At 62.1% G+C, this 18,832-nt stretch carries 18 protein-coding genes; 5 read left to right on the plus strand and 13 right to left on the minus strand.

Features of this window, described 5'->3' with window-relative positions; genetic code table 11:
- The first annotated feature begins 8 nt into the window (after positions 1-8).
- Both HB860_RS16425 and HB860_RS16430 read left to right on the plus strand, forming a co-directional pair.
- The gene (locus tag HB860_RS16425; protein ID WP_247627311.1) at positions 9-383 is read left to right on the plus strand and encodes a hypothetical protein; all 375 of its coding nucleotides are present in this window, start codon (positions 9-11) and stop codon (positions 381-383) included.
- Positions 384-576: 193 nt separating this feature from the next.
- Entirely contained in the window at positions 577-1,374 is a 798-nt protein-coding gene (locus HB860_RS16430; RefSeq protein WP_247627312.1) for a CPBP family intramembrane glutamic endopeptidase, read from the plus strand.
- A gap of 107 nt (positions 1,375-1,481) precedes the next feature.
- Here the strand turns inward: HB860_RS16430 and HB860_RS16435 are convergent, their stop codons facing one another.
- Positions 1,482-1,694 (minus strand): hypothetical protein, encoded by a 213-nt coding sequence (locus HB860_RS16435; protein WP_247627313.1) that lies wholly within the window; start codon positions 1,692-1,694, stop codon positions 1,482-1,484.
- A 628-nt stretch (positions 1,695-2,322) separates the two neighbouring features.
- Here HB860_RS16435 and HB860_RS16440 point away from each other — a divergent pair.
- Positions 2,323-3,111: a hypothetical protein gene (locus tag HB860_RS16440; RefSeq protein ID WP_247627314.1), complete on the plus strand. Its 789-nt coding sequence runs from the start codon at positions 2,323-2,325 to the stop codon at positions 3,109-3,111.
- Between the two features lie 44 nt (positions 3,112-3,155).
- Here HB860_RS16440 and parC read toward each other — a convergent pair whose 3' ends face one another.
- From parC to nudF, 11 genes are all read right to left on the minus strand, one after another.
- Positions 3,156-5,447: a DNA topoisomerase IV subunit A gene (gene parC / locus HB860_RS16445; RefSeq protein WP_247627315.1), complete on the minus strand. Its 2,292-nt coding sequence runs from the start codon at positions 5,445-5,447 to the stop codon at positions 3,156-3,158.
- Between the two features lie 71 nt (positions 5,448-5,518).
- Positions 5,519-7,414 carry a DNA topoisomerase IV subunit B gene (gene parE / locus HB860_RS16450; RefSeq protein ID WP_202047484.1) on the minus strand — a complete coding sequence of 632 codons (1,896 nt, stop codon included), beginning with the start codon at positions 7,412-7,414 and terminating at the stop codon, positions 5,519-5,521.
- 159 nt (positions 7,415-7,573) lie between these two features.
- Positions 7,574-9,586, minus strand: a complete 2,013-nt coding sequence (locus tag HB860_RS16455) for an FUSC family protein (RefSeq protein ID WP_247627316.1) — start codon at positions 9,584-9,586, stop codon at positions 7,574-7,576.
- A 1-nt stretch (position 9,587) separates the two neighbouring features.
- Positions 9,588-10,454, minus strand: coding sequence for an efflux RND transporter periplasmic adaptor subunit (locus tag HB860_RS16460; RefSeq protein WP_247627317.1), 867 nt, complete (start codon positions 10,452-10,454; stop codon positions 9,588-9,590).
- On the minus strand, positions 10,447-10,689 hold the full coding sequence (locus HB860_RS16465) for a DUF1656 domain-containing protein (RefSeq protein WP_139438791.1): 243 nt from the start codon (positions 10,687-10,689) through the stop codon (positions 10,447-10,449). The genes HB860_RS16460 and HB860_RS16465 overlap by 8 nt, the downstream gene beginning before the upstream one ends.
- Positions 10,690-10,782: 93 nt before the next feature.
- On the minus strand, positions 10,783-11,184 hold the full coding sequence (locus HB860_RS16470; protein WP_247627318.1) for a GFA family protein: 402 nt from the start codon (positions 11,182-11,184) through the stop codon (positions 10,783-10,785).
- Between the two features lie 38 nt (positions 11,185-11,222).
- Positions 11,223-11,846 (minus strand): NUDIX hydrolase, encoded by a 624-nt coding sequence (locus HB860_RS16475; RefSeq protein WP_139438796.1) that lies wholly within the window; start codon positions 11,844-11,846, stop codon positions 11,223-11,225.
- A gap of 2 nt (positions 11,847-11,848) precedes the next feature.
- Positions 11,849-12,436, minus strand: coding sequence for a YqiA/YcfP family alpha/beta fold hydrolase (locus HB860_RS16480; RefSeq protein ID WP_247627319.1), 588 nt, complete (start codon positions 12,434-12,436; stop codon positions 11,849-11,851).
- Between the two features lie 9 nt (positions 12,437-12,445).
- Positions 12,446-13,264 carry a 3',5'-cyclic-AMP phosphodiesterase gene (gene cpdA, locus HB860_RS16485; RefSeq protein ID WP_247627320.1) on the minus strand — a complete coding sequence of 273 codons (819 nt, stop codon included), beginning with the start codon at positions 13,262-13,264 and terminating at the stop codon, positions 12,446-12,448.
- A gap of 27 nt (positions 13,265-13,291) precedes the next feature.
- The gene (locus HB860_RS16490) at positions 13,292-13,717 is read right to left on the minus strand and encodes a DUF1249 domain-containing protein (protein WP_404835543.1); all 426 of its coding nucleotides are present in this window, start codon (positions 13,715-13,717) and stop codon (positions 13,292-13,294) included.
- Between the two features lie 105 nt (positions 13,718-13,822).
- Entirely contained in the window at positions 13,823-14,464 is a 642-nt protein-coding gene (gene nudF, locus HB860_RS16495) for an ADP-ribose diphosphatase (protein WP_043132558.1), read from the minus strand.
- A gap of 307 nt (positions 14,465-14,771) precedes the next feature.
- On the opposite strand from nudF, the gene tolC reads away from it, so the two are divergent.
- Positions 14,772-16,097, plus strand: a complete 1,326-nt coding sequence (gene tolC / locus HB860_RS16500; protein WP_139438805.1) for an outer membrane channel protein TolC — start codon at positions 14,772-14,774, stop codon at positions 16,095-16,097.
- Positions 16,098-16,205: 108 nt separating this feature from the next.
- Here tolC and hldE read toward each other — a convergent pair whose 3' ends face one another.
- The gene (gene hldE / locus HB860_RS16505; protein WP_106885090.1) at positions 16,206-17,633 is read right to left on the minus strand and encodes a bifunctional D-glycero-beta-D-manno-heptose-7-phosphate kinase/D-glycero-beta-D-manno-heptose 1-phosphate adenylyltransferase HldE; all 1,428 of its coding nucleotides are present in this window, start codon (positions 17,631-17,633) and stop codon (positions 16,206-16,208) included.
- 253 nt (positions 17,634-17,886) lie between these two features.
- On the opposite strand from hldE, the gene lpxL reads away from it, so the two are divergent.
- Entirely contained in the window at positions 17,887-18,810 is a 924-nt protein-coding gene (lpxL, locus tag HB860_RS16510) for an LpxL/LpxP family Kdo(2)-lipid IV(A) lauroyl/palmitoleoyl acyltransferase (protein WP_247627321.1), read from the plus strand.
- The last annotated feature ends 22 nt before the right edge of the window (positions 18,811-18,832 follow it).

Consider the following 18,832-nt stretch of genomic DNA (forward strand, 5'->3'; position numbering starts at 1 on the left):
AGACCAGAATGACCCAGGAGCGGATCCAGACCCGATATAAACTGGCGGGCCCCTTTGCCACTCAGGCCGAGTTGGAGCAGGCCATAGCCCGGGCAATAGAGCACCACAAGCAGGACTTCTTCCCCCTGCTGGAGCGGCTGGTGGACGTGGGGGACACCAGGGTCAACCTGAGCCTGGAGAACCCGATGGGGGTGCTTGGCATAGCGCTCGACGCCGCAGGCACCACGGGCAAGGCCCAGCTCAACTACGAGTCCAACTTCGCCGAGAGCTGCCTCATCATCAACGAATATGACCAGCACCAGACCAGCGTCCCCTTTCGCCTGGAAGGGGACGAGCTCGTCTTCGACCTTGAGCTGCCCATCGCCTGGAATTTCAATCATTAATGGCACCGGCAACCCGGGTGAAATCGGTGGGGCTGTGCCAGAGACTGAATGACACGGCGGCCAAGAAGGCAGGCGCTCCAAAATGACGGCTCGATGGATGGCCTTTAAATAAAGAGGCTGGCGTGGCTACCCAGGTGCCCCACTTGGTGTAGGGTTGACTCCATGCCAACTGAATGAACTATCGAGGGTCAGCATGGGTGAGCACCAGTCTGCAGCAATGCCGGGATTGAACGACGGCAATGGCTTTTTTTTCGAGCGTAGAAGTGCCGGAGACTTCCCCTTCTATCGCCAGCCCCCGAATGCCTTGTCTGGCCGCAGCTGGGTGCTGATCCTGCTGGGGGTGGTGCTGGGTTTCGCCGTGCTGACGGCGCACCTTGCATTTTATAAAACCACGGCGGGCGGCTTTGTATCCGCCATCCTGTTCCCTCTCATCCCCCTGGCCGTGCTCGCCATGGTGGCGGGTAAGGCATGGCGAGCGCTGTTTCGAACGCCGACGGGGCGGGATCTCCTCTTGATGCTGGCGATCGCCGTCGTCAACATTCTGGTCTCGGTCGCCGTTGCCCTGGTGCTGCAACAGCTGTTCAAGATGAGTGACAACCCGGTCAGCGCCATGCTGGCAGAGGCCCCCAATACGGCGCGCATCCTCTTTTATTTAAAAACGGCCCCTCAGCTCTTTGGCGAGGAGGTGGTCTCCATCCTGCCTTTTCTGGCCATCCTCTGGTTTTGTCACACAAAGCTCGGCCTGACGCGCAAGTCCGCCATCATCATCGCCTGGCTATCCACTGCCCTTATCTTCGGGGCCATGCACCTGCCCACCTATGACTGGAATTTTCTGCAATGTTTTCTGGTGATCGGCACGGCCCGCATCGTGCTGCTCAGTGGCTACATCATCACCAAAAACATCTGGGTATCGACCGGCGCGCACATCATCAACGACTGGCTGCTGTTTACCGGCATGGTGCTGCTGCATGGTGCCCAGGCCGGCATATAGGGCCGTGCATGATCACAAGAAAGGAGCCCTGACGGCTCCTTTTTCCATTCTCCAGCCCATAGCAAAGGCGAGACCCTTGCCTCGCCTTTGTCTTCATCAGGTGGGGATCAGGTGAGATAGTAACGCCACGACCTGCTCGGCTCTGCATAGCCGACCCGGATGCAGAAGGGGGCAAGCTCGTGATTCGCCTGCTCCAGGCTGAGGGTCTGGTGGGCATCCTGCTCACACCACTGCACGAACTCGTCGCTGTTGAAGCTGTAGTGATCCCCGTGAAAGGCCCCGTGGGCCTCGATCAGTCCGATGGCTTGCTCCGTTTCCATGTCTGGCCTCCTGGCACTGTGCTGCTCCCTACAAGGTTAGCGAGCAGAGGCAACTTGCAGGGCCTAATCGGCCAAATCCTTGACCTGTGGCAATTGGCAAAGGGGAGAGCAAGCCACCACAGCAGAAGCCATCGACCAGCAACAGTGCCTTAAATAAAACAGAGGCAAGTAGGGTCGATTAGCGAAGCGTAATCGGCCGCACCGGTTATCCGGCCGCGAGCAGGCAAAAGAGAAAGGACGTAGGGTGCAATAAGCGAAGCGCATAGCACCGGCAACCTCGCGGATTCAATAGCGGTGCAATTTCATTGCACCCTACGGTTACCTCCCCTCACCCTAGCCCTCTCCCAAGGGGAGAGGGGACAGGTGCCTGCCAACCTTTGGGCGTAGCTGTCACGCCATTCCAAAATCGCTGCGATCTGCACCCCCTTCTCCCCTCGCGGGAGAAGGGCTGGGGATGAGGGGGGAGCAAAATGAAATTACCGATAACATCGAGACAATAGGTTTTCGCGATCGTCTGATTACGTTTCGCTAATCAGATCTACGGCACTACCACATTTCAATCCTGCTTGATAAGCTGACTACAGTATTTTGAATTTCGAAACCAGTTCAATATTAATTAGGTGGCGGCGTGCAAACATCTGACGAAATGTACAAAAAGCATTCAATACATAGTGATTTAAAATATTACGCAAAGTTTTATGAAATGCTATCTGACTCTGTTATGAGCTATGTCAACGTTGGCACATCAACGATCATGAATATGGATACCTATGTTTTCATGTCGATAAAGTGCACCATCGAGTCAATTGCACTCGTACTGCAAGATGGCAAGGTAAATGATGCATATGCACTTCTCAGAAAATATAATGATGCTGTAATTATAAATGCCTACACAAACTTATATTTACAAGATAATGCTGGTCGTGATGGCTACTATATAGAAGAAATAAATAGTTGGTTAAAGGGATGTAAACCATTACCAAGAATACAAAAAATGGACAAGTATTTAGTCAGCTCCAATAGGATTTCAGATCTATCAAAGCTTCTATCTATCGATAGTAGATATGAACTTATAAGAGATAGATGTAATGACAATGTGCATTACAACAGTTTCTCTTTATTAGTTATGAATGAAGGGCAAGTTTACATGCAGGAACGGATAAAAATCATTTCCCAGTTACAACAAGATATAAAAGAGATTTTCGCACTAAATCTTTCGTATATGTTTAAAATTAGTCCGCATTATATGTGTTCATCAGACTATATTGATTTCTTAGAGTGTGGAATGGAACCGCCTCATGGCTCGCAAGATTGGGTTGCGGACTTTATTCAAGAGGCAATCGATATAGTTCTTAAATCGACTAGATATGATGTGTATTCATTGCTTAAAGAAAAAACAAGCATGCATATATCTTGAATGCCCCAGAATATAGAAGGGCGCTTTCGCGCCCTTTCTATTAATTACCCTTCCTGATTTTCCCCAGCAACCGTCTCACCGGCCACGGGTTCAATCTCGATGCGATCGACGCGCTGCAAGCCGCGGGGCAGCTTGGCGCCGCGGCGGCCGCGCTCGCCGCGGTAGTAGTCGAGATCCGAGGGTTTGAGGGTAAGCTTGCGCTTGCCGGCAAACAGGGTGACATATTGCCCCTGCGGGATAATGGCGGCCATCACCATAAACTCCTCCCGCGCCTTCACGCGAGCCGAGGGGATGCTGATCAGCTTGTTGCCCTTGCCCTTGCCGAGCACCGGCAGGGTGCTGAGCGGGAACAGCAACATGCGCCCCTCGTTGGAGATGGCCATGCAGAGATCGGTTTCCGGCGAGCCAATCTTCTGAGGCGCCATCACCTGGCCCCCTTCCGGCACGGTGAGCAGCGCCTTGCCGTTCTTGTTCTTGCCAATCAGGTCGTCATATTTGCAGACGAAGCCGTAACCGGCGTCGCTGGCGATGAGATAAGGCTCCCCTTCGTTGCCCATCACCAGATGGCGCACCTCTTCCCCCGCCCCCAGAGCGAAGCGACCGGTGAGCGGCTCCCCCTGACTGCGGGCGGAAGGCAGGGTGTGCGCCTCCAGGGAATAGGTGCGGCCCAGGCTGGAGAGGAACACCGCCTGCTGGTTGCTGCGGCCGCAGGCGTGGGCCAGATAGCCATCCCCCGCCTTGTAGGAGAGCCCGGCCACATCCACGTCGTGGCCCTTGGCGGCACGCACCCAGCCCTTGTCAGAGAGGATCACGGTGACCGGCTCGCTTGGGGTCAGCTCCTTCTCGGTCAGGGCCACGGCGGTGGCACGCTCCACCAGGGGGGTGCGGCGATCGTCGCCGTACTTCTCGGCATCCGCCAGCAGCTCTTTCTTGAGCAGGGTATTGAGGCGACGCTCGGAACCCAGAATCAGTTCCAGCTTGTCGCGCTCCTCGGCCAGTTCGTTCTGCTCGGCACGCAGCTTGAACTCTTCCAGCTTGGCCAGGTGGCGCAGTTTGAGCTCGAGGATCGCCTCGGCCTGGGTCTCGCTGATATTGAAGCGCTCCACCATCACCTTGCCCGGCTCATCCTCGGTGCGGATGATCTCGATCACCTCGTCGATGTTGAGGTAGGCGACCAGCAAGCCTTCGAGGATGTGCAGGCGGGCCAGCACCTTGTCGAGACGATATTGCAGACGGCGGCGCACCGTCTCGCGGCGAAAGACGATCCACTCGGAGAGGATCATCTTGAGAGTCTTCACCTGGGGCCGGTTGTCCAGCCCCAAGATGTTGAGGTTGACCCTGTAGTTCTTCTCCAGATCCGTGGTGGCGAACAGGTGGGCCATCAGCCCCTCCACATCCACCCGGTTGGAGCGCGGCACTATGACCAGACGGGTCGGGTTCTCGTGATCCGATTCATCGCGAAGATCGGTAACCATGGGCAGCTTTTTGGCCACCATCTGGGCGGCGATCTGCTCCATGATCTTGGCGCCGGACGCCTGATGGGGCAGAGCCGTGATGACGATGTCGCCATCCTCCTCGCTCCACACCGCCCGCTGCTTGATGGAGCCCTTGCCGGTCTCGTAGATTTTGCGGATGTCGTCGCGCGGGGTGATGATCTCGGCGTTGGTCGGGTAGTCCGGCCCCTGAATGTGCGTCATCAGCACATCCAGCCCCGCATTGGGGTTGTCCAGCAGCTCGGCACAGGCAAGGGCCACTTCCCGCGCGTTGTGGGGTGGGATGTCGGTTGCCATCCCCACCGCGATGCCGGTCACCCCGTTGAGCAGGATGTGCGGCAGGCGGGCGGGCAGCACCACGGGTTCCTTCATGGTGCCGTCGAAGTTCGGCGTCCACTCCACGGTGCCCTGGCCGAGCTCGGAGAGCAGCAGCTCGGAGAAGCGCGACAGCCGCGCCTCGGTATAACGCATGGCGGCGAAGGATTTGGGATCGTCCGGCGCCCCCCAGTTGCCCTGACCGTCCACCAGCGGGTAGCGGTAGGAGAAGGGCTGGGCCATCAGCACCATGGCTTCGTAACAGGCGCTGTCGCCGTGGGGGTGGTATTTACCCAGCACATCACCCACGGTACGGGCAGACTTCTTGTGCTTGGAGAGGGCCGACAGCCCCAGCTCGCTCATGGCGTAAATGATGCGCCGCTGCACGGGTTTCAGGCCATCGCCGATATGGGGCAGGGCCCGGTCCATGATGACGTACATGGAGTAGTTCAAGTAAGCCTGCTCGGTGAAGGCGCGCATGGGCTGGCGCTCTACCCCGTCCAGACTGAGCTCGATAGCATCACTCATATGTTTTTCTCTTGCTATGGCGCGCCCCTGGAGGGCACGCCTGGAATGCGGGTCGGCAGTTAAACGACGGCTTAGATGATGGCAAGGTTCCCCTTCTCCTCTAACCATTCGCGGCGATCCGGGGCGCGCTTCTTGGCCAGCAGCATGTCCATCAGCTGCAGGGTCTCGTCCCCCTCCTCCAGCTCGCCCATGGTGAGCTGCACCAGGCGGCGGGTGTTGGGATCCATGGTGGTTTCCCGCAGCTGTTTCGGGTTCATCTCGCCCAGACCCTTGAATCGGGTCACCATCACCTTGCCCTTCTTCTTCTCCGCCTCGACTCGTTGCAGCACGCCGTTCTTCTCGTCCTCGTCGAGGGCATAGAAGACCTCCTTGCCGATGTCGATACGATAGAGCGGCGGCATGGCCACATAGACGTGGCCCTTGTTGACCAGGGTGCGGAAGTGCTTCACGAACAGGGCGCACAGCAGGGTGGCGATGTGCAGACCGTCCGAGTCCGCATCCGCGAGTATGCACACCTTGCCGTAGCGCAGGCCGCTGAGATCCTCGGAGTCGGGATCCAGGCCGATGGCCACCGAGATGTCGTGCACCTCCTGGGAAGCGAGCACCTGACCGGCCTCCACCTCCCAGGTGTTCAGGATCTTGCCGCGCAGCGGCATGATGGCCTGAAACTCGCGATCCCGCGCCTGCTTGGCGCTGCCGCCCGCGGAGTCACCCTCCACCAGGAACAGTTCCCCCTGCATGGGATCGGCGCAGTTGCAGTCGGTGAGCTTGCCGGGCAAGGCCGGGCCCTGGGTTATCTTCTTGCGCACCACCGTCTTGGCGGCGCGCATCCGGCGCTGGGCGCTGCTGATACAGATCTCGGCGATCTGCTCCGCCAGCTCGGTGTTGCTGTTCAGATAGAGGCTGAAGGCATCCTTCACCACACCCGAGACGAAGGCCGAGCTCTGGCGGGACGACAGCCGCTCCTTGGTCTGACCGGCGAACTGGGGATCCTGCATCTTGACCGAGAGGATGTAGGCGCAGCGATCCCAGATGTCTTCCGGGGTCAGCTTGACCCCGCGCGGCAAGAGGTTGCGGAACTCGCAGAACTCGCGCATGGCGTCCAGCAACCCCTGACGCAGGCCGTTGACGTGGGTGCCGCCCAGCGCCGTGGGAATGAGGTTCACATAGGATTCGGCGAGGCATTCGCCCCCCTCCGGCAGCCAGCACAGGGCCCAGTCCACCGCCGATTGATCCGTGCTGAAGGCGCCGACGAAGGGCTGCTCCGGCAGGCAGGTGAACTGCTTGACCGCATCGATGAGGTAATCCTTGAGGCCATCTTCGTAGCACCACTCCAGCTTGATGCCGGTGTTCTTGTCGAGGAACTTGATGGTGAGGCCGGGGCAGAGCACGGCCTTGGCCTTGAGCAGGTGCTCGAGCTTCGAGACCGAGAAGCGCGGGGAGTCGAAGTAGCTCGCCTGCGGCCAGAAGCGCACCCGGGTGCCGGTGTTGCGGCGCCCGCAGGTGCCGGTGATGGTCAGCTCCTGTACCTTGTCGCCACGCTCGAAGGCGATGTCATAGACCTGGCCGTCCCGGCGTACCGTCACCTCGACCCGATCGGAGAGGGCGTTCACCACAGAGATGCCCACCCCGTGCAGACCGCCGGAGAACTGGTAGTTCTTGTTGGAGAACTTGCCCCCCGCGTGCAGCTTGCAGAGGATCAGCTCCACCCCGGATACCCCTTCCTCCGGGTGGATGTCGACCGGCATGCCACGACCGTCGTCGATCACCTCGAGAGACTGGTCCTCGTGCAGGATCACCTCCAGGGTGCGGGCATGGCCCGCCAGCGCCTCGTCGACGCTGTTGTCGATGACCTCCTGGCCGAGGTGATTGGGCCGGGTGGTGTCTGTGTACATGCCGGGGCGGCGACGCACCGGTTCGAGGCCATTGAGGACCTCAATGGCATCCGCATTGTATTGAGTGGACATGGAGGGCCTTGCGAATTGACGTTTGGAGGGAATCTTACTCGCTGGGAGGGCCTTGGACAAATAGGGAGGTGGCAAAGGGTGATCCAGAGAGGCGATCGCCCCGCGGGATCAGGCGGATGCCAGTGCCGGTGACAGCGCCTGCAACAAGGACGAGCGGGATCAGGCGGGTGCCAGTGCCGAAGGCTGTGCCTGCAACAGGGGGGAGAGGGAGCAATGGAGTCGCCACACCAGGCCCGCCAGCTCCCGGGCCGAGGGCTCGGGGTGATCGGCCAGGCCACGACTGATGCGATCCAGCTCGGCCAGGGTCTGATGGAGGGAGCTGTGCTGCACCCCCTGCTCGGTGAGGATCCCCTCCAGACAGCGCACGCAGGCGTCCCGCACCAGATGGAGTGCGGGCTCCCTGCCCCGCCACTGGCGCAGTTGCCAGACGATGTGGCTGCAGTTGAGCAGCACCACGCCCCAACGCAGCACCCAGAGCCGGGCCCCCAGATCCTGCCCCTGCCCGAGCTGGCTGATGCAGTGATAGATGAGGGATTCAAACTGGCTCTCGCTCTGCCGGGGCCTGGCGGCCAGCTGAACGATGAAGTGGCGGCGCAGGGAGCGGATGAGGCGGCGGCTCTTGCGCCTGTCCGAGCTGGGTCTGAGGATCTGGAACGCCAGCCCCGCCACCATGACCCCCAGCACCTTGCCGATGCTGTCGTTGACGAAGGCCTGATAGTCGTAGCTCGGCGGATTGGTGATGGCGAGGAAAGAGCCGAGCAGCACGATGAGCTGGCCCCAGAGCGCCGCCGACGCGGGGCGCTGCAACTTGATCAGCTGCATGGTGATGAGCGCCGGGAACAGCAAGGCGCAGAACAGCCAGAAGTCGTCGATGCGGATCATCAGGCCGAACTTGACCGCGAAGCAGACCAGGCTCAGCAGCAGGATGGCCTGCAGCATGGTCTGGGTCCCCTTGGTCGGCGTCGGGGTGGCCGAGTAGAGCACGCAGCAGATGGAGAGCAGGGTCAGGGCCGAGGCACCCGACTCCCACTGGGTGTTGATCCAGAAGGCGCAGCCCAGCACCACGCAGAGGAAGGTGCGACCGCCGTTGTAGGCCGCCTCGACGCTGTCGTTGTAGCGGGTGAGCGAGCTGTGGTGGGGCGGCGTGGGCCACTCCTGGCCGTCATAGGGCGCCAGCCGGCCGAGCCAGCGCTGGCACTCCAGATAGCTCCAGCAGAAATGGCGCAGGCGCAGCCAGAAGGTGCGGCGGCGAAAATCGCTGCCCGACTCGGCCACGAAGGGGGCCAGCAGGCGAGCGATGCGGTATTTGTCGCAATCGGGCTCGCCCAGCGCGTGGATCACCGAGCCCAGCAGGGGCGTCAGCCCGTCCGGTGGCTGCGGCCAGTGCTGCAGCATGCGGCGCACCCCGGAGATCAGGCTGACCATCCGCAGCTGGCGGTGCAGCAGGAAGTTGAGCAAGCGGTTGTGGCGGCGCAGGCGGTGGTGACTCCACACCGCCTGAATGCGCAGCACGTTCATGGTGAGGATCTGGCCGATGATCCCCTCGTGGGCGCCGCGCACATCGGCCCCCGCCTCCCCCAGCCAGAGCAGCTGGGCGTGCTCCCGCAGCCGGGCCTGACTCTTGCCAAGGGAGGCCAGCAGGGTCTCGCCATCCGAGAGGCTCGGCAGAATCATCATCATCAGGCCGCCGCAGAGGATGCCCACTATCACCTCGCTCACCCTGGCCTGGGCGATGTCGAAGATGTGCTCCGCCTCGGTCACGTTGACGCAGGAGAAGGCGATGATGGCCGCTGTGTAGCCCGCCAGGGCGAAGGCGTAGGAGACGTTGTTCTGATGGTGGTTGGAGATGCAGGTGCAAAGGCCGAGCCAGAGCGCGATGAGGAAGCTGAACAGCCAGGGATCGCTGATACCAAGGCCGGTGATCATCACGGCCGCCATGGCACCGATGAGGCTGCCCACCACCCGCCCCAGGCTCTTGCTGATGACGCCGCCGACGGTGGGGAAGCTCACCACGGCGGCGGAGGTCATGGCCCAGTAGGGGGCATCCAGTTGCAGCACGAAGGCCAGCCAGAGCGACAGGCACATGGCCAGGCTGTTGCGCAGGGCATAGCGCCACTGGCCCTCATTGGCCCGGCCCCAGGGGGTCCGGCGCCAGTGTCCCCGGCCTGCCACCCTATTCCCCTATGGTGATGGTGCAGGTGGTGCCCGCGATCAGGGCAAGCCCGGGCGGCACTTCCAGCAGCTTGATCCGCACCGGCACCCGCTGGGCCAGCCGCACCCAGGGCACGTTCGGCTTGACGTCGAGCAGCAGCCCCTCGCTCCCCTCCAGGCTCTGATCGTGAATGGCGCGCCCTATGCTCTCCACCTCCCCCTTGAGCGCCTGCTCCCCGCTGTAGAGCACCATGCGGGCCGGCTTGCCCGGCGCTATGTGCCCGAGCTTGGTCTCTTCGAAATAGCCCTGCACGTAGAAGGAGTGGATATCGACCAAAGCCACCAGGGGCACGCCGGCGCTGGCGTAGTTGCCGACCCTGGCCTGCAGGTTGGTGATGTAGCCGTCGCTGGCGGCGTGCACCTCGGTTCGCGCGAGCGACCATCTGGCCTGCTCCAGATTGGCCTGGGCCACCTGATAGGCCGCCTTCATCGCCTGGGCATTGAGCCTGGACTCGTCGACCGCCTCGGCGGAGATGACGGTGCGGGACAGCCCCTGGCGACGCCTGGCCTCGTGCTCCGCCTTGTCGAGATCCGACTTCGCCTTGGCCAGGGCCGCGTTGGCGTTGTCCAGGGCAATCCGGTAGGGCACGGGATCCAGGCTGAAGAGGACGTCCCCCTTCTTCACCAGCTGGTTGTCCTTGATCCAGATGCTGACTATCTTGCCCGACACCTCGGGGGTGATGCTGACCAGCTCGGCCCGCACCTTGCCATCCCGGGTCCAGGGGCCCTGCATGTAGTAGTTCCACAGCCACCAGAGCGACACCAGCGCCAGGGCGCAGACCAGCAGGGTGGAGAAGTATTTGAGGGTTGCCAGGGGAGATTTAGCCATGTAGCAGTATCCAGAGTGCGCCACTGACGGCGAGGATAAACAGGGAGAGATCCATCAGCAGGGGGTGCCAGACCTCCCCGCCGTAGAGCCAGTCCCGCAGCAGGTGGTGCACCGGCAACCAGCCGAGCAGGCCGAGCAGCACCGCCTTGAACAGGGGCGGAAAGTAGAGCGAGGCCCCCAGGATCAGATCCGGCAGCGCTGAAGCAGTCGTCACGGGCAGGCTCCCGGTTGGCAAGAGGAGAAGAGTGGCAATGGCCCGCCAGAGGGCAGGCAGACCAAGGTTAACACAGCCATTTCGGCGGCTACAGAAGCAGATGGCCCCCTGGTCTCATTCCGCCCTGTCGGCCGGGTGGTTGATGCCGTCCCGCAGCGGCACCTCCCCCAGCGCGAACGGATTGACCCCCTCGAGGCAGGCGAGGTTGTAGCCATACTCGGCCGGATTGGAGCGGCGCTGGTGGTGGGTGTAGATGCCGCAGACCCCGCAGAAGTAGTGCTTCGCGGTGCGGGTGTTGAACTGGTAGCAGCGCAGTGCCTCCTCCCCCTGCAGGATGCGGATGCCGGAGAGCGGCACAGAGGCGACTATGGCCCCCCGCCGCCGGCAGAGGGAGCAGTCGCAGCGGCGGGGATCCACCACGCCGTCCGGCAGACTGAGTTCCAGCACCAGGGCGCCGCAGTGGCAGCTGGCCCTGTGTTTCGCCTGAATGGGGGTATTGCCGATGCGCTTGATCATGTGGCCTCCTTGCCGCCGGGCCCAGTGTCCCGGGAGTGTCAGTCAAACAGGGTGTGGCGCCGCCCCTGCCGCACATGGTCGTGCAGGCTGCGCAGCTGGGACTCGACAACCCGATGGCGGGAGAGCTCGGGCAGGGCGTCGATGGGGAAATAGGCCGCTCCCCGGGTCTCGTCAGTCTCGGTGAGCAGCGATCCGCCCGTCACCTCGCACAGGAAGAAGGCCTTGTGGGCATGGGGCAGTTGCGGGGGATGGGGGTGCTTGAGCTTGTCGAACAGGGCCAGCAGCTGCACCGCACGGCACTCAAGGCCGGTCTCCTCCACCACCTCGCGCACCACGGCGCCCGCCGGCGAGTCGCCGATGTCGCACCAGCCCCCAGGCAGGGTCCAGAGCCCATCGCTGCGCTCCTGCACCAGCAGGAGATGACCGTCGTCGTTTTGAATAAAGGCCCGTACATCCAGCTTGGGGGTGGGGTAGCCGTCATCCAGGGCGATCCACGAGGCGATGGCCTCGGGCGCCAGCTCGCTCTGGCTGGCGATGAGGGCCACCGTGGCCGCCCTGAGCGCCTCGAAGCGGGCAATATCGAAGGGATCCTGGGAGTAGGTGAGGCCCGCTTGCGCCGTGGCCAGTACCTGTTCCAGAAAGGCGGCCAACGGCGGTTGCACGGCTAGAGCCCGAGGAAACGAATGATCTGGGCCGGATAGCGCTCGAAGCCGACGAAGGCGTGGTTGCCGCCGCACTCCAGGGAGAGGCGGGCAAACTCGTATTCCCTCAATGCCTTGCGATAGTCGAGCACCTCATCCTCCTGCTGCTGCAGGATCCAGAGCCGCTCGGGGGCGCGAACCGGCACCGCCAGCGCCCGCAGCTCGTCCATGTGGGTCGGCAGCAGCTCGTAGCGCTCGTCGGTATAGGGATTGACCTGGGGGCCCAGGTAGTCGCAGAGCAGCTCGTGAGGGCGCACCGCCGGGTTGATCAGCGCCGCGCGGCAGCCATGCAGCTCGCTCACCCGGGTCGCCATAAAGCCGCCGAGGGAGCTGCCCACGGCACCTAGCCTGAGCCGGCCATCATGGCGAGCCTTGGCCTCGGCAATGACGCCCTCGATGGCTTCCCAGGCCGCCGCCGGGGTATTGGGCTGGGCCGGGATGAGCACTTCGATGTCGGGCCTGTGCTCGGCCACCCAGGCCGCCATCTGCTGCGCCTTGGCCGAGCCGGGGGATGAATTGAAACCGTGCAGGTAGAGGAGTACGGGCTTCATGGCAACGCCTCAGTAACCGGTGGCATCGGGGTCGGGCACGAACTGCCCCACCGGCAGCCGCCACACCTGGCTGGCAATGCGGCCATCCGGATGCAGGGTGAGATAACGCCAGCCCGGGCCGGACTCGTCCAGGGCGAAACCGTCGGAGAGCGGCTTGAACTGGATGCAGGTGGAGGGGCTGGCGATCAGCCTCACCCCGCGGTGCACCTCGTCAAACTCCTGATGCACGTGGCCGAACAGGATTGTCTTCTGCTGCGGGTGGCGGGCCAGCACGGCGAAGAGATCGTCGGCATTCTTGAGATTGTGCTGATCCAGCCAGGCGCAGCCCACCGGCACCGCCTGATGGTGCAGGGCGATGAGGGCGTGGCGCTCGGGATGCTGGCGCAGGGCGCTGTCCAGCGCCGCCAGCTGGTGATCGCCGAGCACCCCGTGGGGTTTGCCGCGCACCTGGGTATCGAGCAGGATCACCTGCCAGTGGTCTCCCACCAGCTGCTTGGCCTCGCTGATCCCGGCGGCATGCAGGTATTCCGTCATCAGGGGGCCGTCATCGTGGTTGCCGGGCAACCAGTAGATGGGGCGCGCCAGCGGGGCCATCATGGAGGCGAACCGCTGATAGGATTCCGGGCTGTGATCCTGGGAGAGATCCCCGGTGGCGAGGATCAGATCGAACGGATGCGCGTTGGCCTGCACCTGCTCCAGCACGGCGGCCAGGCTATCTGCGGTTCGCACGGCCAGCAGTCGTCCCTCGGCACTGGCGAAGAGATGGGTATCGGTAATCTGTAACAGGCGCACACTGCCGTCCGGCGCCTGAGGTAGCTCTGTTTCCAAAATCACGCTTCTTTTTTATGGGTTCGACTAGAGGATGTTGATCAGGCTGGTGCCATGTTTGAGACAAAATCTTAGCCAATCGGCCAGGAATAGATTTACCTGCTCTTTTTCATCCCTGTGGTGCATTTTTTTATTGGGATAATCATAACGTGGTTGCAACATTGAAATCTGTTGCGCCGCACACACTTCCGCCATCCGCACGTCGTGATACAAACGAATCTCGATGCGAGCCTGCAAGTAGCTCGGCAACTCGGGATTGTGCTGGGCCAGGATCACCTGGCTGGTGAAGCGGCTCTCCTCGCTGACGGTGAGCTGGAACTGCAGGCCGTTGCCCACCTGATAGCGGCGCTCCGCCCCCACGCTGCCGCCGGGGGGCAGCAACTTCATCAAGGCCATGTAATTGACCTCGCAGGTACGCTGCAAGGACATCAGATCAGGCACATAGCGCTTCATCGGGCTCTGGACTAATGGCATATCGCAACTCCATCAATCAGGGTCCATGGTGAGTTGACCTCGCAGGCAGGAGGCACATGGCGCCTGGCGTGAACGAGCACCACCTCAGCGCCCCGCCAGCCAGCGGGCCTGCAGCTCGCCATGATTGAGGGCCAGCCATTGCAGGGCGATGACGGAGGCAGCATTGTCGATGCGCCCCTCTTTGAGCCAGGCGTAAGCCTGCTCGCGGCTCACCACATGGACCCGGATGTCTTCACCCTCTTCCGCCAGACCGTGGATCCCCGCCGCCTGGCTGGCATCCACCTCCCCCACATAGACCTCGATCCGCTCTGTGCTGCCACCCGGGCTCACCAGGTAGCTGATGGCATGCTCGCAGCGGCCCACCTCGATGCCCGCCTCTTCCACCGCCTCGCGGCGCACCACGGCTTCGGCGGTCTCCCCTTCATCTATGATGCCGGCCACCAGCTCCAGCAGCCAGGGCGTGGGGCTGGTCTCGATGGCACCGATGCGGAACTGCTCCACCAGCACTATCTGGTCCAGCACGGGATCATAAGGCAGCAGCGCGGCCGCATGGCCCCGCTCGAACAGCTCGCGGACTATGGGCTCATTCCAGCCACCGGCAAATAACCTGTGTTGCAGGCGATAGACGTTCACTTTGAAAAAGCCGTTGTATCCAGATGATTTATCGATGATTTTCACATCATCACCGGAATAGTGACTGGTTTGAGGCAAGGCTTGCTGTGACATACGAGACTCCTACCAGCTTGACTTGGCTTGGTTTGACCATAATATTCGGGGGCATGAATGAACATTCATTCACTCGCTCTCGCCGACGATGAGGGATGGATTTTAGCAGCCACAGGACATTTGGCTAGGCGCGTTGCCGAGAAAACTCGCCCTGACTCTTGACGTTCCTGTCGCAGGAAAAGAGACAGTTCGCAATGAAATCTGCATGTAGTAGAGTGGTTAAGCTGAAATCAAGCTTGGTCGGTGACAATCCCCTCCCTCATCCAGCGGACAGCTTTGGGTTGATAAATAAGGTTAAAAATATCATATGAAAAGAACACTCTTGTCAGTCATGGTGATGCTGGGTGTGAGCAGTGCCGCTCATGCCGAAGACCTGCTCGAAATCTACCAGCAAGCCCAGATCAAGGATACCCAGCTGCTGGAATCCAAGGCCAAGCGGGACCAAGCCTTCGAGAAGATCAACGAATCCCGCGCCGCCCTCTTGCCACAGATCAATCTGGGTGCCGGTCTGAACTACCTGCAGAACAAGGACGATACCCAGACCAACAGCGGCGCCACCGGCTCGGTGACCCTGGATCAGTCCATCTACCGTCGCAGCAACTGGGTCAACCTGGACCTGACCGAGAAGAGCGCCACCCAGTCCGACGTGGCCTACAACCTCGAGTACCAGAACCTGATGCTGCGTACCGCCCAGGCCTACTTCGACGTGCTCAAGGCGATGGACACCCTGGAGTTCGTCCGTGCCAACAAGACCGCGGTAGAGCGTCAGCTGGAACAGACCCAGCAGCGCTTCGAAGTGGGCCTGACCGCCATCACCGACGTGCATGAAGCCGAGGCCGAGCGCGATCAGGCGCTGGCAGACGAGATCAATGCCGAGAACACCCTGGACAACAGCTACGAGAGCCTGCGCGAGCTGACCGGCATCGATCATCGCCAGCTGGATGTGCTCAACACCGAGCGTTTCGCCCCGCAGAAGACCCCGTTCAACTCCGACAAGTGGCTGGAGCTGGCACTGGACAAGAACCTTGAGCTGCACAGCGCCCGCATCGGCAAGGACATCGCCAAGGAGCAGATCGATCTGGCCAAGACGGGCCACGAGCCGACCCTGGATCTGGGCGCCGGCCTCACCGCCGGTTACAACGACTACAAGGACGAGATCCGCAACCCCGAGAGCAACAGCAATCAGGGCAATGTCGGTCTGAACTTCAACCTGCCGCTCTACACCGGGGGCGCCACCACCTCCCAGGTCAAGCAGGCCCAGTTCAACTACGTGGCCGCCAGCGAGCAGCTGGAGCGCAGCTTCCGCTCGGTGCAGAGCACGGTGCGTTCTTCCTACAACAACGTGAACGCCAGCATCGGCTCGGTGCGCGCCTACAGCCAGTCCGTCATCTCCGCCGACAGCGCCCTGAAAGCGACCGAGGCCGGCTATGAAGTGGGTACCCGGACCATAGTCGACGTGCTGGACGCCACCCGCAAGCTGTACCAGGCCAAGCAGAAACTCTCCGAGGCCCGCTACAACTACATCCTCAGCATCCTCTCCCTCAAGCAGGCCGCCGGCATACTGGAGCAGAAGGATCTGGAAGACGTGAACCAGGGCCTGATGCCCGCCGCCCAGGTGACGACCAAATCCTGAGCCAAATTCACGGCATGAAAAAAGGCGACCTTGTGGTCGCCTTTTTGCTGCCTGCTTGCCCCTCGCCAGGGCGAGTGATCAGGCACCTCCGGCCGAGGCCGGAGGTGCTCAGCCGCGCTCGCGTATGGTCTTGATGATCTCGCTGGTGGAGCAGCCGTCCTCGAAGTTCAGCACCCGCACCTCGCCGCCGTTGGCGGTCACTTCGGCATAGCCGGCGATCTCTTCGGGCTTGTAGTCGCCCCCCTTGACCAAGAGGTCTGGCAGGATCTCGGCGATCAGTCGCTGGGGCGTGTCCTCACCGAAGGGCACCACCCAGTCCACGGCACCCAGGGCCGCCAGTACCGTCATGCGGCGCTCGGTCGGGTTGACCGGGCGACCCGGTCCCTTGAGGCGACGCACGGACTCATCGGTGTTGACCGCGACTATCAGGCGATCCCCCAGCTTGCCGGCATTGGCCAGGTAGGAGACGTGGCCCGCGTGCAGGATGTCGAAACAGCCGTTGGTCATCACCACCTTCTCGCCGCGCAGGCGGGCGGCCTGCACGGCCACCTTGAGCTGGGCCTCGGACATGACGCCAAAGCCGGTCTCCTGCTCGGTGTAGAGGGCGTTGGCCAGCTCCACCGGGCTCACTGTGGAGGTACCCAGCTTGCCCACCACTATGCCGGCGGCTGTGTTGGCCAGGGCGCAGGCCTCGTCCAGGCTCATGCCGGCGGCCAGGGAGGTGGCCAGGGTGGAGATGACGGTATCGCCGGCACCGGTCACGTCATAGACTTCGTGAGCCTGGGCCGGCAGGTGCAGCTCGGGCTGCCCTTCGCGGATCAGGGTCATGCCGTTCTCGGAACGGGTCACCAGCAGGGCGTCCAGCTCGAAGCGCTTGACCAGCTCCAGCCCCTTGGCGACCAGCTCCTCTTCGCTCTTCACCTTGCCCACCACGGCCTCGAATTCGGACATGTTGGGGGTCAGCAGGGTGGCGCCGCGATACTTCTCGAAATCCGTCCCCTTGGGATCCACCAGCACAGGGATGCCGGCGGCACGGGCGCGGGCAATCATGCCAGGCACGTCGTTCAAGGCGCCCTTGCCGTAGTCGGAGAGGATCATCACGTCGGCCCCTGGCAGCGCCTGCTCCACCTTGCCCATCAGCAGGCTGGCGTCCACGTCGTGGAAGGCCTCTTCGAAATCGAGGCGCAGCAGTTGCTGGTTGCGGGACAGCACCCGCAGCTTGGTGATGGTCGGGTAGTCGGTCAGACGAACGAAATCACAGGCGACCTTGACCCCTGCCATCTGGCCGGCCAGGGCATCGGCGGCCTCATCCTGACCGGTCAGCCCGAGCAACACGGCCTGGGCACCCAGGGCGGCGGAGTTCAGGGCCACGTTGGCGGCGCCACCCGGGCGCTCCTCGATGTGCTCGACCTTGACCACGGGCACCGGCGCCTCGGGGGAGATCCGGCCGGTGGGGCCATGCCAATAGCGATCCAACATGACATCGCCAACGACCAGAACGCGGGCTTTCTCAAACTCGGGCAGGGTGATTTTCATCTGTATCGGCTCTCAAAACCTGAAAATTTCAGCGGGCGATTTTATCACACTCTTTTCCGGGACGTGAAAAAAGCACTGCCATGCCCGCCATGGCACTTTCCGCCCGACCCCTCTGACCAGGTGATGGCGATTCGCACCCGCCCCCGTTTTTCGGATAGAATCCCCAGATTGCGAGTGACAGCCTGTCCACGGGCACCGATGCCCCCGTGTCGGCTGGGCTCCCTCCCTTGCCTTTGTGAACAAGAGACTCTTCATGGCCCAAGAACATGCTCCCCGCCTCGAACCCCGTCTGTTCCATCCCCGTTACTGGGGCAGCTGGTTCGGTCTGTGCCTGCTCTGGCTGCTGGTGCTGCTGCCCTGGCGCAGCCAGATGTGGCTGGGTCGCCAGCTCGGCACCCTGGCACGCAAGGTATTGAAATCCCGCGTCAAGATTGCCCGCCGCAACCTGGAGCTGGCGATGCCCGAGCTCAGCCGGGATCAGCGGGAAACCCTGCTCAAACAGAACTTCGAGAGCGTGGGCTGCGCCATCTTCGAGGTGGGCATGGCCTGGTTCTGGCCGGATTGGCGGATGCGCCGCCTGATGAAGGTGGAAGGGGAAGAGCATGTCATCGACGCCATCGAAAAGGGTCAGGGCATGCTGCTGCTCTCCTGCCACTTCCTCACCCTTGAGCTCAACGCCCGCTGCTTCGGCCTGGTGCGGCCCGGGGTCGGCGTCTATCGCCCCAACACCAATCCGGTGCTGGAGTATGCCCAGTACCACGGTCGCTGCGCCTCCAACAAGTACCTGGTGGATCGGATGGACGTGAAGGGGATGATCAAGGCGCTGCGCAACGGCGACGCCCTCTGGTACGCGCCGGATCACGACTACGGCAGCCACGCCAGCGTCTTCGTGCCCTACTTCGCGGTGGAGCAGGCGGCCACCATCACGGGCACCGCCACCCTGGCCCGGGTCAAGAACACCGTCACCCTGCCCTGCTACAACATCCGTACCGCTACCGGTTATACCCTGCATATAGGGGCGCCGCTGGAAGGCTACCCGAGCGGTGACGACCTGGTCGATGCCGCCCGTGCCAACCGCGAGATTGAAGCCGCCGTGCGCCGTGCCCCCGAGCAGTACATGTGGCTGCATCGCCGCTTCAAGACCCGTCCCAACCCGGAGGATCCGGGTTTCTACTAAGCTCGTCCCCACGAAAAAGCCC

The sequence above is a fragment of the Aeromonas genomosp. paramedia genome, assembly GCF_023093515.1.
Taxonomy (GTDB): domain Bacteria; phylum Pseudomonadota; class Gammaproteobacteria; order Enterobacterales; family Aeromonadaceae; genus Aeromonas.

What these genes read in the sequence shown, in the direction of transcription:
- HB860_RS16425 (WP_247627311.1), top strand. Translation starts at nt 9, where the DNA reads ATGACCCAGGAGCGGATCCAGACCCGATATAAACTGGCGGGCCCCTTT.
- HB860_RS16430 (WP_247627312.1), top strand. Translation starts at nt 577, where the DNA reads ATGGGTGAGCACCAGTCTGCAGCAATGCCGGGATTGAACGACGGCAAT.
- HB860_RS16435 (WP_247627313.1), bottom strand. Translation starts at nt 1,694, where the DNA reads ATGGAAACGGAGCAAGCCATCGGACTGATCGAGGCCCACGGGGCCTTT.
- parC (WP_247627315.1), bottom strand. Translation starts at nt 5,447, where the DNA reads ATGAGTGATGCTATCGAGCTCAGTCTGGACGGGGTAGAGCGCCAGCCC.
- parE (WP_202047484.1), bottom strand. Translation starts at nt 7,414, where the DNA reads ATGTCCACTCAATACAATGCGGATGCCATTGAGGTCCTCAATGGCCTC.
- HB860_RS16460 (WP_247627317.1), bottom strand. Translation starts at nt 10,454, where the DNA reads ATGGCTAAATCTCCCCTGGCAACCCTCAAATACTTCTCCACCCTGCTG.
- HB860_RS16470 (WP_247627318.1), bottom strand. Translation starts at nt 11,184, where the DNA reads ATGATCAAGCGCATCGGCAATACCCCCATTCAGGCGAAACACAGGGCC.
- HB860_RS16480 (WP_247627319.1), bottom strand. Translation starts at nt 12,436, where the DNA reads ATGAAGCCCGTACTCCTCTACCTGCACGGTTTCAATTCATCCCCCGGC.
- HB860_RS16490 (WP_404835543.1), bottom strand. Translation starts at nt 13,717, where the DNA reads ATGAAGCGCTATGTGCCTGATCTGATGTCCTTGCAGCGTACCTGCGAG.
- nudF (WP_043132558.1), bottom strand. Translation starts at nt 14,464, where the DNA reads ATGTCACAGCAAGCCTTGCCTCAAACCAGTCACTATTCCGGTGATGAT.
- tolC (WP_139438805.1), top strand. Translation starts at nt 14,772, where the DNA reads ATGAAAAGAACACTCTTGTCAGTCATGGTGATGCTGGGTGTGAGCAGT.
- hldE (WP_106885090.1), bottom strand. Translation starts at nt 17,633, where the DNA reads ATGAAAATCACCCTGCCCGAGTTTGAGAAAGCCCGCGTTCTGGTCGTT.
- lpxL (WP_247627321.1), top strand. Translation starts at nt 17,887, where the DNA reads ATGGCCCAAGAACATGCTCCCCGCCTCGAACCCCGTCTGTTCCATCCC.